The following is a 13,549-nucleotide window of genomic DNA, read 5'->3' on the forward strand; positions in this document are numbered from 1 at the left end:
ATATCCCGCCGCGCTCGGTCATCGACATGACGCCCGAGACGATGGGTCGGTTGGCGCACGACTTCAAGAACATCGTCGGCGTCAAGGATGCCACCGGCAAGGTCGAGCGCGTCTCCGAGCAGCGCGCCACCTGCGGCAAGGACTTCATCCAGCTTTCCGGCGAGGATGCCTCGGCGCTGGGCTTCAACGCGCATGGCGGCGTCGGCTGCATCTCGGTGACGTCGAACGTCGCGCCCCGCCTCTGCTCGGAGTTCCAGGAAGCGACGCTGTCCGGCGACAGCGCCACGGCGCTCGACTTGCAGGATCGCCTGCTGCCGCTGCACAAGGCGATCTTCACCGAGCCTGGCCTGTGCGGCGCCAAATACGCGCTGTCGAAGCTGGGCAAGGTCGAGAACGTCGTGCGCTCGCCGCTGGTCACGATCGAGGCTTCGACGGCCGAGAAGATCGACCAGGCGATGAAGCACGCCGGCTTGATAAACTAGAGCAATTCCAGGAAAAAGTGTGTAGCGGATTTCCATTCGGAATTGCGTCAAAATGAATAGATAGAGCGGTTCGACGTTTCCGTGAAACGGTGAATCGCTCTAGATGAGGCGCCACCTCTCCGCATTATGAATCAAGTCAAGAAAGCCGATCCCAACAACAGGACCGTTGCGGAGAACCGCAAGGCGCGGTTCTCGTACGAGGTCCTCGACACGATCGAGGCCGGCCTGGTGCTGACCGGCACCGAGGTCAAGTCGCTGCGCCAGGGCCAGGCCAACATCCAGGAATCCTACGCCTCGGCCGAGGGTGGCGAGATCTGGCTGATCAATTCCTACCTGCCGGAATATCTTCAGGCAAATCGCTTCAACCACGAGCCGCGCCGGCGCCGCAAGCTTCTGCTCTCCAAGCGCGAGATGGCGAAGCTGTCGCAGAGCGTCGATCGCGAAGGCATGACGCTGGTGCCGCTCAAGATCTATTTCAACGATCGCGGTCGCGCCAAGCTTTTGCTTGCAGTCGCCCGCGGCAAGAAGCTGCACGACAAGCGCGAGACCGAGAAGCAGCGCGACTGGTCGCGCGAGAAGGGTCGCCTGCTCAAGCAACGCGGTTGAAAAATCTCAGCAGCAGCCTGAAAAAAGCCAACAGTTCGCCTTCAGCTTGCGGAGATGTGGAGCCGACAGCAGGGGATAGTCTTGAAGAAGCGGATCGTCCTCTGGGTCCTGGCCGGCCTTGTTCTGGCGTGCATCGCCGCAGTGGGCGGGCTGTTTTATTTCCACACTTTCTCTCCTGATCGCGACCGATTCCCGGTCAGGGGCATCGACGTCTCCCACCACCAGGGCCGGATCGACTGGCGACGCGTTGCCGCCGACGACGTCGCCTTTGCCGTCATCAAGGCGACCGAAGGCGGCGATCATGTCGACGATGCCTTCGCCACCAACCTGCGCGAGGCGCGCGAGGCGGGGCTGGCGGTCGGCGCCTATCACTTCTTCACCTTCTGCCGGCCGGGTGGCGACCAGGCGAGGAATTTCATCTCGGTGGTGCCGCGCGGCGAGCCGCTGCTGCCGCCGGTGGTCGACATCGAATTCGGCGGCAATTGCCCGCAGCGGCCGTCGGCCGAGCAATTGAATACCGAACTCCAGGCGTTCCTCGGCCCGGTCGAGGCGGCCTTCGGCAAGCCGGCGATCGTCTATCTCACCGACGAGGCGGCTCAGGCCTACTCGGCGCATATCGCCGTTCGCCCGCGCTGGCTGCGCTCGCTGGCCATGCGGCCGGGCGAGGACGACTGGATCTACTGGCAGTACCACAACCGGGGCCGCGTCGACGGCATCGTGGGCGATGTCGACCTGAACGTGCTGCAGGGTGGGGCGGACAGGCTGGCCGCGCTGTTTGCCTCGGCACCGGTCGATTCTATTCCTGTAGAAGCGCCGCGATCTCCTTGAACACATTGACGAACATCGCTTCCGTCAGCACGCCGGTGTTGGTGTTGTAGCGCGAGCAGTGGTAGCTGGAGAACAGCGTGATGCTTCCGGCTTCCTGACGTCCGCCGTGCCGGAACGGATAGGCGGCAACGCGCTCGCCCAGTGCCCGCACCGTCGACTGGTGTGCGATCGAGCCCAGCGCCAGCACCGCGCGCAGATTGGGAAAGCGCCCGATCGTCGGCACCAGGAAACTCCGGCAGGTGGCGATCTCGCCGCCTACCGGCTTGTTCTCCGGCGGCACGCAGCGCACCGCATTGGTGATGGCGGTCTGCACCAGCTGCAGTCCGTCATCGGGCCTTGCCTTGAATTCGCCGCGCGCCAGGCCTTGCGCGATCAGAGTGCCGTAGAGCAGGTCGCCGGCATAGTCGCCGGTGAACGGCCGTCCAGTGCGGTTGGCTCCGCGCAGGCCGGGCGCCAGCCCGACGATGAGCAGCCGCACCGCGTCCTCGCCCTCCGGCGGCAGGAAGGTCGGCACCGGTGCGTTGAACCAGGTCGGCTCGCGCTGCCGCCAGTCGGCGATGAAATCATGCAGCCGCGGGCAGAGCGGGCAGTCGCGGCCGGGTTCGGGGGAGGTCGCGGCCACCAGGGCCGCCGTCGTCAATACTCGTCCTCGTCGACCTCGGCCGGTTCGGGCCGCCGCACCGGCCGCTCGGACGGATCGCGGCCGACTTCGTTCTTCAGGCTCATCAGGTCGATGAAATGGTCGGCCTGGCGACGCAGGTCGTCCGATATCATCGGCGGCTGCGAGGCCATCGTCGAGACGATCGAGACTTTGCGGCCGCGCCGCTGCAGCGCCTCCACCAGCGTGCGGAAATCGCCGTCGCCGGAGAAGATGACATAGTGGTCGACGACGTCGGCGAGCTCGAGCGCATCGACGGTGAGTTCGATGTCCATATTGCCCTTGATCTTGCGGCGGCCGGTCGAGTCGGTGAATTCCTTGGCCGGCTTGGTCACCACCTTGAAGCCGTTATAGTCGAGCCAGTCGATCAGCGGCCGGATTGAGGAATATTCCTGATCCTCAACCAGCGCCGTGTAGTAGTAGGCACGCAACAGATAGCCGCGCTTCTGGAAGCTCGACAGAAGCTTGCGGTAGTCGATGTCGAAGCCGAGCGCCCGCGAGGTGGCATAGAGATTTGCGCCGTCGATGAAAAGAGCGATTTTCTCACGAGGGTCGAACATGGAAAAATGTCCTTTTTCAAAATGGGCGGTCGTCTAAATGCATCGGCGACCATGCCCGCGGCCCCATGATGGACCATACGGCCTTATCATCCGAGATAGCGCCAGTTTTGCGGCAATCCAAGCAGTGTCGGTGCCTCGCAAGCAATTGTGATCGGCGGTGCCATCGTCGCGGGTCTTTTCCCGCACTGAGCCTGGATAACCCCTGAAGCCGCACCACCTTGCCAAGAAGCTTGTATTTTAGCGGCGTTCAGGTTAAGGACCGCGCCTGTTTTCCATCAAATCCATCGCATGAAAGGGGCAATTCATGGCCCGCGTAACCGTTGAAGATTGCATCGACAAGGTCGACAACCGCTTCGAGCTCGTGCTTCTGGCCGGCCACCGCGCCCGTCAGATCAGCCAGGGCGCGCAGATCACCGTGCCGCGCGATAACGACAAGAACCCGGTGATCGCGCTGCGCGAGATCGCCGACGAGACGCTGTCGCCCGACGATCTCAAGGAAGACCTGATCCACTCGCTGCAGAAGCACGTCGAGGTCGACGAGCCGGAAGCTGACGGCGAGGTGATCGCGGACCAGACCGGTGCTGCCGTCGCGACGGCCGATGCCGACGATGCCGAGGACAACATCGCTTTCGACCGCATGACCGAGGAAGACCTTCTGGCCGGCATCGAAGGCTTGGTGCCGCCGGAAAAGAGCGACGACTACTAAGCTCTTAGAATTGCCTGGATCAAGCATCCGGCACTTCCGTATCGGCAGTTTCGTGGCTATCTATGACATGCGCCGCACACCAGTGCGGCGCATGATTCATTTCAGCACCGAGAGATCCCGCCCATGATGCGTCAGTATGAGCTTGTCGAGCGCGTCCAGCGCTACAAGCCTGACGTCAACGAGGCGCTGTTGAACAAGGCCTACGTCTACGCCATGCAGAAGCATGGCCACCAGAAGCGCGCTTCCGGCGATCCCTATTTCTCGCATCCGCTCGAAGTCGCCGCCATCCTCACCGATATGCATATGGACGAAGCGACCATTGCGGTTGCCCTGCTGCATGACACGATCGAGGACACCACCGCGACCAGGGCCGAGATCGACGAATTGTTCGGGCCGGAAATGGGCAAGCTGGTCGAGGGCCTGACCAAGCTCAAGAAGCTCGACCTCGTCTCCAAGAAGGCCGAGCAGGCGGAGAACCTGCGCAAGCTCCTGCTGGCGATCTCCGAGGACGTGCGCGTGCTGCTCGTCAAGCTCGCCGACCGCCTGCACAACATGCGCACGCTCGACCATGTTCCCGAAGCCAAGCGCCTGCGCATCGCCGAGGAGACGATGGACATCTATGCGCCGCTCGCCGGTCGCATGGGCATGCAGGGCATGCGCGAGGAGCTTGAGGAGATCGCCTTCCGCTACATCAATCCGGAAGCCTACCGCGCCGTCACCGCGAGGCTCGCCGAGATATTCGAGCGCAACAAGGGCGTTCTGACCGAGATCGAAAAGGCGCTGTCCGGTCTGTTCGAAAAGCATGCGATCAGGGCCAGCGTCAAAAGCCGTCAGAAGAAGCCGTGGTCGGTGTTCCGCAAGATGGAGGCCAAGGCGCTCTCCTTCGAGCAGCTTTCCGACATCTTCGGCTTCCGCGTCGTCGTCGACACCGTCGAGGATTGCTACCGGGCGCTCGGCGCCATCCACACGACATGGTCGATGGTGCCCGGCCGCTTCAAGGACTACATCTCGACTCCCAAGCAGAACGACTACCGCTCGATCCACACCACCATCGTCGGCCCGTCGCGCCAGCGCGTCGAATTGCAGATCCGCACCCGCGAGATGAACAAGATCGCCGAATACGGCGTCGCCGCGCATTCGATCTACAAGGATACTGGCGGCAAGACGAATGGCGCCGGCCATGCCATCTCGAAGGAGACCAACGCCTATGCCTGGCTGCGGCGCACCATCGAGCAGCTGGCCGAAGGCGACAACCCGGAGGACTTCCTCGAGAACACCAAGCTGGAGCTCTTCCAGGACCAGGTGTTCTGCTTCACGCCAAAGGGCATGCTGATCGCGCTGCCGCGTGGCGCGACCCCCATCGACTTCGCCTATGCCGTCCACACCGATGTCGGCGACACGTGCGTTGGCGCCAAGGTCAATGGCCGCATCATGCCGCTGATGACGGAGTTGAAGAATGGCGACGAGGTCGAGATCATCCGCTCCAAGGCGCAGGTGCCGCCGGCGGCCTGGGAATCGGTGGTCGTCACCGGCAAGGCGCGCGCCGCCATCCGCCGCGCCACCAAGAATGCCATCCGCAAGCAATATTCCGGCCTCGGCGCCCGCATTTTGGAGCGCGCCTTTGAACGCGCCGGCAAGAATTTCACCAAGGAGAGCCTGAAGCCGGTGCTGCACCGGCTGGCGCGCAAGGACATTGACGACGTGCTGGCCTCCGTCGGCCGCGGCGAACTGGCCTCGACCGACGTCATGAAGGCGGTGTTCCCCGACTATAAGGACGAGCGCGTCACGGTCGGCGCCCCCAAGCAGAGGGAGGAGGGCTGGTCGAAGATCCGCAACGCCGCCGGCATGCTGTTCCAGATGCCCGGCCGCGCCGCGCGCAAGGACAAGGACCAGCCGCGCGATGGCGCGGTTCCGATCCGCGGCGTGCGCGGCGATTTGCCGGTTCGCTTCGCGCCGGAGGGTGCCGTGCCTGGCGACCGCATCGTCGGCATCATCCAGCCCGGCACCGGCATCACCATTTACCCGATCCAGTCGCCGGCGCTGCAGGCCTTTGACGACCAGCCCGAGCGCTGGATCGATGTGCGCTGGGACATTGACGAGCGCACCAAGGAGCGTTTCCCGGCGCGCATTTCGGTCACGGCCATCAATGCGCCGGGCTCGCTTGCCGACATCGCCCAGGTCGTTGCCTCGAACGATGCCAACATCCATACACTGTCGATGGTGCGCACCGCGCCCGACTTCACCGAAATGCTGATCGATCTTGAGGTCTGGGATCTCAAGCACCTGAACCGGCTGCTCTCGCAGCTCAAGGACAATTCGAGCGTCAGCGATGCAAGGCGCGTGAATGGATGAATAGTGAATAGTGAATAGTGAATAGTGAATAGTGAATAGTGAATAGTGAATAGTGAATAGAAGGGGCTCTCACTACCAACTACTCACTACTGATTCACCACCCACCATCGGCATGGAGCAACTATGAACACCGACGAAGTGCTGGGCATCTTCCGCGAGGCCGGCGCAGTTCTGGAGGGCCATTTCATCCTGACGTCGGGCTTGCGCAGTCCGGTCTTCCTGCAGAAGGCGAGGGTCTTCATGCATGCCGACAAGACCGAGCGGTTGTGCAAGGCGCTGGCCGAGAAGATCCGCAAGGCGGTGCCCGGCCGGATCGACTATGTCGTCGGCCCGGCGATCGGTGGCCTGATCCCGGCTTACGAAACCTCGCGTCATCTCGGCGCCCCGGCGATCTGGGTCGAACGGGAAGGGGGCGAGTTCAGGCTGCGCCGCTTCGAGATCGCCAAGGGCTCGCGTGTCGTCATCGTCGAGGACATCGTGACCACCGGTCTCTCCATCCGCGAGACCATCGAGTGCCTGCGCGAGCTCGGCGCCGAGGTGGCGGCGGCCGCCTGCATCATCGACCGTTCGGCCGGCAAGACCGATGTCGGCGTGCCACTGGTCGCGCTCGCCGAATACGAGGTTCCGGCCTATCCGGCCGATCGCTTGCCGCCCGAACTGGCCGCCATCCCGGCCGTCAAGCCCGGCAGCCGCAACATCTGATGCCGCCATGCGTGAAAACAAGCGCTTGAGCGCGTTGCCTGAATCTCCTCGGCAGCGACGCCCGCTGACCGCAGCGCCGCGCTGAAGGGCTTGAGTTGGCGGGATAAAGGCGCCGTCTCCACAAATCCGCCGTGTTTCTAATATGCTCGGGCGGCGAGACGCTGGCCCGGACGTTGTCCTTCGGCCGGCGTGTCGCTATATCAAAGTCGCTGTTGCCTTCGGGCGGCCTCGAAGCGCAAGATATGGCTATCGCCTGCCGGCTCAGGTCGCCGGAACAGCTGGTGTTGGGTACTAGGAACCGGAACAGAGTGCTTTTTCGACGCCGCAAGCCTGACGGCCTTTTCGAGCGGGTGCGTACCTATCTTTGGCCGCGCCGCTCGTTCTCACGCTCGGTGCAGTATTTCTCGAAGCGCATCCTGAGGCTGAAGGCCACTCCGCATGCCGTCGCCGCCGGCGTCGCGGCCGGCGTTTTCGCCTCGTTTTTCCCGCTCGGCTTCCACTTCGTCATCGCAGCGGTGTTGTGCTGGGTGATTGCCGGCAATCTGGTGGCGGCGGCGCTCGGCGCGGTGTTCTTCGGCAATCCTTTGACCTTTCCGCTGCTCTGGGGCGCATCCTGGGAAACCGGCAAGCTCATCCTGCATGAGCGACTGCCCAAGCATGGGCCGCCTGAGCACCTTGGGGAAATGATGCACACGCTTTCGTTCGCGAAATTGTGGCATCCGGTGCTGGAGCCGATGCTGATCGGCGCGGTACCGCTCGGCCTCGTCTTCGGCCTGTTCTTCTACGGCATCACCCGATGGGGCATGACCGTCTTTCGCGAGCGACGCAAGAAGCGCATGGCCGAGAGGGCGCGCAAGGCCACGCAACATGGACATGGCGGACGGGAAGTCCCCGCGGAATGATCATCGGCATCGGCAGCGACCTGATCGACATCAGACGCATCGAGAAGTCGTTGGAGCGGCACGGCCAGCGCTTCATCCAGCGTATCTACACCGAGGTCGAGCAGGCCCGGTCGGAGAACCGGGCCGCCCGCGCGGCCTCCTATGCCAAGCGCTTCGCCGCCAAGGAGGCCTGCGCCAAGGCGCTGGGCACCGGCATGGCGCATGGCGTCTTCTGGCGCGACATGGGCGTCGTCAACCTGCCCGGCGGCAAGCCGACCATGGCCTTGACCGGCGGGGCGGCGGCGCAGTTGGACAAGATTCTGCCGAAGGGACATAGGGCGGCGATCCATCTCACCATCACCGACGATTTCCCGCTCGCTCAAGCCTTTGTGATCATCGAGGCGTTGCCCGCCGAAGAAGCGCCACATTGATTGCTTCTGACCTCCGGCTGACGTTGCCCAGCGCGCGCCGAGACTCTATACCAACCAACGCACAATCGAGGACGACATGAGCGTGGCTGAAAAATCCGAGAAGAAATCCGGCGGGCTTGGCGAAACCGTCAGCGTCATCATTCAGGCGCTGCTGCTCGCGCTGGTCATCCGCACCTTCCTGTTCCAGCCCTTCTCGATCCCATCCGGATCGATGCGCCCGACCTTGCTCGAAGGCGACTATCTCTTCGTCACCAAATGGTCCTATGGCTATTCGCGCTATTCGCTGCCCTTCGGTCCCGACATCTTTTCCGGCCGCGTCTGGAGTTCCGAGCCGAAGCGCGGCGACGTGGTGGTGTTCAAGTTCCCGCCGGACCCGTCCATCGACTACATCAAGCGCGTCGTCGGCCTGCCCGGCGACAAGATCCAGGTCAAGGACGGCCAGGTCTTCATCAACGGTGTCGGCGTGCCGCGCGTGAAGACTGGCCAGATCGACAATCCGGACATCACCGAAGAGCCTCAGCCGATCGATGTCTATCGCGAGACCCTGCCCAACGGGGTCAGCTATGACACGCTCGACATCAATCCGAATTCGATCGGCGACAACACGCGCGAGTTCGACGTGCCTCCCGGCCACTATTTCATGATGGGCGACAACCGCGACAATTCCTCCGACAGCCGCTTCACCGTCGGCTTCGTGCCGGCCGAGAACCTTGTTGGCCGAGCCAACATCGTCTTCTTCTCGATCGCCGGCGGCGCCAGCCCGCTAGAGATCTGGAAGTGGCCGTCGCTGATGCGCGCCGCGCGCATGTTCCATTTCGTCAGCTAGGTGATGGCGTCAACCAAGCGGCTCACTGCCGACGCGCTCGCCGAAGCGCTCATGCAGCGCACCGGCCATGCCTTTGCCGACCGCCAGCGGCTGCAGCGGGCGCTGACCCATGCCAGCGCCCGTTCGAGCCATGCCGGCGTCGACTATGAGCGCTTCGAATTCCTCGGCGACCGCGTGCTTGGCCTCGTCGTGGCCGACATGCTGCTCGCGGCATTCCCGAATGCGGCCGAGGGCGAGCTGTCGCTGCGGCTGAACGCCCTGGTCAATGCAGAGGCGCTGTCCGAGATCGCCGAGGAGATCGGCCTGCCGGACCTGATCCGCGCCGGCTCGGACGTGCGCGGTCTCGATGGACGCAAGCGCGTCAACCTGCGCGCCGACGCGCTGGAATCGCTGATCGCCGTGCTCTATCTCGACGGCGGCCTGGATGCGGCCCGCGCCTTCATCCACCGCTACTGGCAGCCGCGCTCGCAGGCCATCGGCGCTGCCCGTCGCGACGCCAAGACCGAGTTGCAGGAATGGGCGCACCAGGCAGCAGCGGGCGCCGCGCCGGCCTATCGCATCGACGGCCGCGAGGGCCCGGACCACGATCCGCTGTTCACCGTCAGCGTCAAGGTCGGCCAGTTCGCTCCGGCCATCGGCAGCGGCCGCTCCAAGCGCGAGGCCGAGCAGGCGGCGGCTGCGGCGCTGCTGCTGCGCGAGGGTGTCTGGCTGAATGAAGGAAGCGCGGCATGAGCGAACACGCGGCACCGGCGGGCGAGGCCCCCGCGACGCACTCCGGCTTCGTTGCACTGATCGGCGCCCCCAATGCCGGCAAGTCGACGCTGGTCAACCAACTGGTCGGCGCCAAGGTGTCTATCGTCACCCATAAGGTGCAGACCACCCGCGCCATCGTGCGCGGCATCGCCACGCATGCGAACGCCCAGATCGTCTTCGTCGACACGCCCGGCATCTTCAAGCCGAAGCGACGGCTTGACACGGCGATGGTGACGACCGCCTGGGGCGGTGCCAAGGACGCCGATATCGTCGTGCTTCTGATCGATGCCGAGCGCGGCATCAGGGGCGACGCGGACGCCATCCTCGACCGGCTGAAGGACGTGCGGCAGCCGATGCTTCTGGTCCTCAACAAGGTCGACCGTGTCAAGCCGGAGACGCTTTTGGCACTTGCGGCGACGGCGAATGAGCGCGTGCCGTTCAAGCGAACTTTCATGGTTTCCGCGTTGACCGGCTCCGGCTGCAAGGACTTGCTGGACTATCTCGCGGAAACCTTGCCGGCTGGCCCCTGGTACTATCCGGAAGACCAGATCTCCGACCTGCCGATGCGCCAGCTCGCGGCCGAGATCACCCGCGAGAAGCTTTACCTGCGACTGCACCAGGAACTCCCCTATTCCTCCCACATCGAGACCGAGAAATGGGAGGAGAAGAAGGACGGCTCGGTGCGCATCGAGCAGGTCATCTATGTCGAGCGCGACAGCCAGAAGAAGATCGTGCTCGGCCACAAGGGCGAGACCATCCGCGCCATCGGCCAGGCGGCGCGCATGGAGATCGCAGCCATACTCGAGCAGAAGGTGCACCTCTTCCTGTTCGTCAAGGTGCGCGAGAACTGGGGCGACGACCCCGAGCGCTACCGAGAGATGGGACTGGAGTTTCCGCACTGAAGCAAAACGCGGCACCCCGGGGAGGGGCGCCGCGCTTGTTTGCTTATCTGCCTCAGGCAGCGGCGACGGAAAGCTGTGCCTGGGGTCGGCGCACGAAGCTCTCGGTGCCGTAATAGGCGACGATCGCCACCGCGATGACCGCCCAGATCGCCACGCCGATCCACTGCTGCTGCACGTAGTCGCCATCAACGAACACCTTGCCGAGGAAGCGCACGCTGTTCTGGTGCGTGACATGCATCAGGAAGGCGAGAAGCACGCTGCCGGTGTTCTGGTAAAGCCAGGTGAAGACGATCCCGGCCAGCACGACGTTGATCGTGCCGTAGAGGCTGAGGTCGCCGACCAGGCCGAGCGGGAAGTGCCAGATGGCCCAGATCACGCCGAGGATCAGGCTGCCGGCAAGAGCGGAATGGCCGGCGAGCAGACGTGGCGTGGCAACGCCGCGCCAGCCGGGCTCCTCGCCGAGCGGGCCGCTGAAGATCGCATAGAGGCCGATGATCGGCAGCATCTCGGAGAAGGCCGGAATGTTGCCCCAGGCAGGGGCTGCGGCGCCGAACAGCTGATTGATCAGGATCGAGACGAGCTGCGCGCCAAACGGCAGTCCGAACGCGACCAGATACCAGAAGGTGCGAACCCGCCACTTCACCATGGAGGCGAGGACGGGCTTGACCGAAGCCCAGCCGCCGGCAAGCGCGGCGACGATGAACCCGGCGACCATCGGGCCGAAGGTGAACCAGGGAATGCTCTCGCCGCCGGAGAGCCAGAGGGGATGAACGTCAGCCAGGTCAGGCCGAGCGCCAGCGAAAAGAAGGCGGTCAGCTGATGCCCCCGCACCAGGCTCGGGAAGGAAGTCACGGCAGGTCCTCTCATCGGGCGGATTGGCAATGAGAGGTCGGCTTGCCCGATGGGTCGACCACAGGATTGGGACCGGCCGCGCCGATCGACATGCCCGCATTTGGCGCCGGCGCGGGGGAAAATCCCGATCGGTTTCTGAGAAATTTCCGATATTTACGATTGGCAACAGTCCCGGCGCCACGCCCGGCCCAACCTTGATTTCGTCGGCCGATCGGTGAAATGCTCCCCCGCATGGAATGGCGCGACGAGGGAATCATTCTCGGCACCCGTAGGCATGGCGAAACCAGCGCCATCCTCGAGGTAATGACGCGCGCCCATGGCCGCCATCTCGGCCTCGTGCGCGGCGGCCGCTCGCGCAAGCAGCAGCCGGTGCTGCAGCCGGGCAATCGCGTCGATCTCCTGTGGCGGGCCCGCCTCGACGAGCATCTCGGCACCTTCCAGGCCGAGGCGATCGAGATGAACGCCGCTCGCCTGATGGACAGCGCCATCGCCGTCTACGGCCTGCAGACCATGGCGGCGCATCTGCGCCTGCTGCCCGAGCGCGACGCCCACGGCGCGCTTTACGAGACGCTTGCCGTCATGATCGCCCATCTCGACGATGCCGACGCGGCGGGCGAGCTGGTGGCGCGCTTCGAGCTGCTGATCCTCGACGAGCTCGGCTTCGGCCTCGACCTCAGCCAGTGCGCGGCGACCGGCTCCAGGCAGGACCTCGCCTATGTGTCGCCGAAATCCGGCCGCGCCGTCTCCCGCGCGGCGGGTGCCCCCTGGCACGACAAGATGCTGGCGCTGCCGGCCTTCCTGCAGCGCTCGGGCCCCCGCGCCGACCAGGCGGCGCTGGAGGACGCCTTCCGGCTGACCGGCTTCTTCTTCACCCGCCATGTCTACGAGCCGCGCGGCCTCGATCCGCCCGACGCCCGCGCCGGTTTCCTCACCGCGCTCAGACGGCATCATGCGGCCGGCAAGGCGATCGCCGGAGAGTAGCGCTTGCGCCTAGCCGGCGTTTTGCCGCTGCATGAAATCGTCGAGCATGGCGCGCTGGCCTTTCAGGATCTTGAGCCCGGCCTCCGGCAACGAAAACCACCCGGCCTTGTCCACTTCGGGGAATTCTTTCAGGGAGCCCGACCTCGGCGGCCACTCCATGGTGAACTTGTTGCTTCTGACGGCGTCCGCATCGACGTCCGATTCCACGCTCCATGCCGTCACGATCTTGCCGCCCGGCTGCCGATAGCTGCCGACCGGCTCGAAATGTCCATCGATCGCGATGCCGAGTTCCTCCACGGCCTCACGTCGCGCGGCTGCGAGTTCATCCTCGCTCTCGTCGACCAGCCCCTTCGGGATCGACCACGCCCCTTCATCCTTTCTTGCCCAGAACGGTCCGCCGGGATGGACAAGCAGAATTTCGAAAACCCCGCCGGTGCGCCTGTAGATCAGCAGGCCCGCGCTTCGTTGCGGCATTGGTCATCCTCATCAAGTCTGGCCGACACTAGCATGAGTACTTGCGGCACGTGCCACGCAAGCTCGCTTTGCAGGCTTATTCCTGGCCGCCTTGACACCGCGGCATTGGATAAAGGCAGCAAGCTGCTGGCATTTGGTCCTGAAACATGCTCGATCTTTGCTGTCGCCGATCCGGCGGCGCGTTTGCCTGGAGGAACCGGCCGTCTGGCCGCCGCAATTGTCAGTGACAACCGGCCTGGTTTGGGGGAACCGCCATGTTTGAAAGCCTGATCGGCCTTGCCGCCATCATCGCCCTTTTCGTCATCATCTCGCGCCAGCAGAGCCGCATCGGCCTGATCGAGCGCGAGCTTGGCGCACTGCGCAGCCTTGTGCTGTCGGGCGCCGTGCCGCCGGCCGCCAGGCTGGCCGAACAGCCGCAAGCCGACGGCAAGCCGGCCGAGGCGGTCACGGCCGAAGTCGCGTCTCCTCCTGTGGCGGATGATGTGCCCGCCGAAGCGCCGGCGGCGCAGGCCGCCGCTGCCGTGGGCGAGGTCGTTTCCGGACCCTGGGCCCAGG

Annotated in this window: 16 protein-coding genes and 1 pseudogene; 13 read left to right on the forward strand and 4 right to left on the reverse strand. The window is 64.5% G+C overall.

From position 1 onward, the window contains the following. From EOA33_RS08860 to EOA33_RS08870, 3 genes are all read left to right on the forward strand, one after another. A partial coding sequence (locus tag EOA33_RS08860; protein ID WP_190234235.1) for a dihydrodipicolinate synthase family protein occupies positions 1-482 on the forward strand: 482 nt, incomplete at its 5' end. A 126-nt stretch (positions 483-608) separates the two neighbouring features. Further along, positions 609-1,088 carry an SsrA-binding protein SmpB gene (gene smpB / locus EOA33_RS08865; RefSeq protein WP_126055723.1) on the forward strand — a complete coding sequence of 160 codons (480 nt, stop codon included), beginning with the start codon at positions 609-611 and terminating at the stop codon, positions 1,086-1,088. Between the two features lie 81 nt (positions 1,089-1,169). Further along, complete coding sequence (locus EOA33_RS08870; protein ID WP_126055722.1) at positions 1,170-1,916, forward strand: GH25 family lysozyme; 747 nt, start codon at positions 1,170-1,172, stop codon at positions 1,914-1,916. Here the strand turns inward: EOA33_RS08870 and EOA33_RS08875 are convergent. Together EOA33_RS08875 and EOA33_RS08880 are read right to left on the reverse strand one after the other, a co-directional pair. Next, positions 1,885-2,556 carry a uracil-DNA glycosylase gene (locus EOA33_RS08875; protein WP_190234236.1) on the reverse strand — a complete coding sequence of 224 codons (672 nt, stop codon included), beginning with the start codon at positions 2,554-2,556 and terminating at the stop codon, positions 1,885-1,887. The two genes, EOA33_RS08870 and EOA33_RS08875, sit on opposite strands and share 32 nt — an antisense overlap. After that, the gene (locus tag EOA33_RS08880) at positions 2,553-3,134 is read right to left on the reverse strand and encodes an NYN domain-containing protein (protein WP_126055721.1); all 582 of its coding nucleotides are present in this window, start codon (positions 3,132-3,134) and stop codon (positions 2,553-2,555) included. The genes EOA33_RS08875 and EOA33_RS08880 overlap by 4 nt, the downstream gene beginning before the upstream one ends. A gap of 304 nt (positions 3,135-3,438) precedes the next feature. Here EOA33_RS08880 and rpoZ point away from each other — a divergent pair, with 304 nt between their 5' ends. The 8 genes from rpoZ (at position 3,439) to era (ending at position 10,687) form a co-directional block, all read left to right on the forward strand. Beyond that, positions 3,439-3,840, forward strand: coding sequence for a DNA-directed RNA polymerase subunit omega (rpoZ, locus tag EOA33_RS08885; RefSeq protein WP_126055720.1), 402 nt, complete (start codon positions 3,439-3,441; stop codon positions 3,838-3,840). 123 nt (positions 3,841-3,963) lie between these two features. Further along, positions 3,964-6,192 carry a bifunctional (p)ppGpp synthetase/guanosine-3',5'-bis(diphosphate) 3'-pyrophosphohydrolase gene (locus EOA33_RS08890; RefSeq protein WP_126055719.1) on the forward strand — a complete coding sequence of 743 codons (2,229 nt, stop codon included), beginning with the start codon at positions 3,964-3,966 and terminating at the stop codon, positions 6,190-6,192. A gap of 123 nt (positions 6,193-6,315) precedes the next feature. Beyond that, positions 6,316-6,894: an orotate phosphoribosyltransferase gene (pyrE, locus tag EOA33_RS08895; RefSeq protein ID WP_126055718.1), complete on the forward strand. Its 579-nt coding sequence runs from the start codon at positions 6,316-6,318 to the stop codon at positions 6,892-6,894. 308 nt (positions 6,895-7,202) lie between these two features. Next, positions 7,203-7,796 (forward strand): DUF2062 domain-containing protein, encoded by a 594-nt coding sequence (locus EOA33_RS08900; protein ID WP_126055717.1) that lies wholly within the window; start codon positions 7,203-7,205, stop codon positions 7,794-7,796. Next, positions 7,793-8,206: a holo-ACP synthase gene (gene acpS / locus EOA33_RS08905; RefSeq protein WP_126055716.1), complete on the forward strand. Its 414-nt coding sequence runs from the start codon at positions 7,793-7,795 to the stop codon at positions 8,204-8,206. The genes EOA33_RS08900 and acpS overlap by 4 nt, the downstream gene beginning before the upstream one ends. A 76-nt stretch (positions 8,207-8,282) precedes the next feature. After that, the gene (lepB, locus tag EOA33_RS08910) at positions 8,283-9,032 is read left to right on the forward strand and encodes a signal peptidase I (RefSeq protein WP_126055715.1); all 750 of its coding nucleotides are present in this window, start codon (positions 8,283-8,285) and stop codon (positions 9,030-9,032) included. Positions 9,033-9,035: 3 nt separating this feature from the next. Further along, positions 9,036-9,764 (forward strand): ribonuclease III, encoded by a 729-nt coding sequence (gene rnc, locus EOA33_RS08915; protein ID WP_126055714.1) that lies wholly within the window; start codon positions 9,036-9,038, stop codon positions 9,762-9,764. Further along, positions 9,761-10,687 carry a GTPase Era gene (gene era, locus EOA33_RS08920; protein ID WP_126055713.1) on the forward strand — a complete coding sequence of 309 codons (927 nt, stop codon included), beginning with the start codon at positions 9,761-9,763 and terminating at the stop codon, positions 10,685-10,687. Before rnc ends, era begins: the two co-directional genes overlap by 4 nt. A 52-nt stretch (positions 10,688-10,739) precedes the next feature. Here the strand turns inward: era and EOA33_RS08925 are convergent, their stop codons facing one another. Further along, the gene (locus tag EOA33_RS08925) at positions 10,740-11,402 is read right to left on the reverse strand and encodes a CPBP family intramembrane glutamic endopeptidase (protein ID WP_245482276.1); all 663 of its coding nucleotides are present in this window, start codon (positions 11,400-11,402) and stop codon (positions 10,740-10,742) included. A gap of 368 nt (positions 11,403-11,770) precedes the next feature. On the opposite strand from EOA33_RS08925, the gene recO reads away from it, so the two are divergent. Beyond that, on the forward strand, positions 11,771-12,520 hold the full coding sequence (gene recO, locus EOA33_RS08930) for a DNA repair protein RecO (RefSeq protein ID WP_126059164.1): 750 nt from the start codon (positions 11,771-11,773) through the stop codon (positions 12,518-12,520). Positions 12,521-12,529: 9 nt separating this feature from the next. On the opposite strand, the gene EOA33_RS08935 is transcribed toward recO, so the two are convergent. Continuing rightward, the gene (locus EOA33_RS08935) at positions 12,530-12,994 is read right to left on the reverse strand and encodes an NUDIX domain-containing protein (protein ID WP_127405450.1); all 465 of its coding nucleotides are present in this window, start codon (positions 12,992-12,994) and stop codon (positions 12,530-12,532) included. Positions 12,995-13,248: 254 nt separating this feature from the next. On the opposite strand from EOA33_RS08935, the pseudogene EOA33_RS08940 reads away from it, so the two are divergent. Beyond that, positions 13,249-13,549 (forward strand): annotated as a pseudogene (locus EOA33_RS08940) (DUF2339 domain-containing protein); the annotation flags it as partial.

The organism is Mesorhizobium sp. M4A.F.Ca.ET.050.02.1.1 (assembly GCF_003997725.1).
GTDB lineage: Bacteria > Pseudomonadota > Alphaproteobacteria > Rhizobiales > Rhizobiaceae > Mesorhizobium.